Below are 867 nucleotides of genomic sequence, written 5' to 3' on the forward strand. Positions count from 1 at the left end.
ATCTTTAATTTTCTAGCTTTTCTTCGAAAACACCTAGTTCGCGACCTAACCAAATCGCGCTCTCTGTGTGATCACGCAGTTCTCGTTCGCTGACCGGGTGAATAAGCACAGAAAAATCCCCACGAATGGTATCTAACCAAGCCAAAAACTCTTCACTGATCGACTCAAGGTGCATTTCAAACATCGGCATCTTGTGCGGGCCGACTAATCTGTCGACCAATGGATACACGCGCAACACATCTTGACGCTCTTGGCGGATGATCTCATTCAGAGCTTGTGCTTTTTCCAATTGTTGCAAAGGAAAGTAAACGTGAACGTGGTACATAACTTCTCCAATCTGAATTCTAAGTGTTGCACTCCCCCGTCGTTCAAAGCCTGTGTAGTCATCTAAACACTGAGCCACACTAGGTTCGAATTAACGCCGCTTAGGCACGTTGGAATCCAAACTTCTTCAATTGACTGCCACCCTACCTTGATTCCGTCTGATTGGGAAGAAGTTATCTTTCTGCAACAAATAAATCTACGACACTCAAATACTTTAGCTTTGTTTGTCAAATTTCACAGCCCAATTTTGTTGCGACTTTGTAACAAATGAAAGTGATTAAATTCAGCTTTTGAAATGAATAATATAAAAAACCAGTATTTTACTCTACAAAAATGGGGTGTAAGCAAAACTTTACTGATGGGTTAAAGTCAAATTAAAGCACAATTTAACATTTTGTTTACACTTACTGTATCTGGTTATACCAAGATTGAATCAGAGGGTTGGGCCAAGTGAATAGCAGTCAACACGAGGTCTTGCGTTTTAAAACAATGGGTTTTTCAAACAAGCAGCGGTGTGAGAGACCAATCGTTTAAGGGACAAAT

The 867-nt window shown here is 40.6% G+C and carries 1 protein-coding gene; it reads right to left on the reverse strand.

Going from position 1 to position 867, the window contains the following annotated elements:
• Positions 1 to 4: 4 nt before the first annotated feature.
• Positions 5 to 325, reverse strand: a complete 321-nt coding sequence (locus R7Z77_RS24695; protein WP_005455725.1) for a DOPA 4,5-dioxygenase family protein — start codon at positions 323 to 325, stop codon at positions 5 to 7.
• Positions 326 to 867 lie beyond the last annotated feature (542 nt).

Source organism: Vibrio sp. 1401 (genome assembly GCF_033340295.1).

Excerpts from the sequence above, each read along its gene's own strand:
- R7Z77_RS24695 (WP_005455725.1), bottom strand. The coding sequence starts at position 325 with ATGTACCACGTTCACGTTTACTTTCCTTTGCAACAATTGGAAAAAGCA.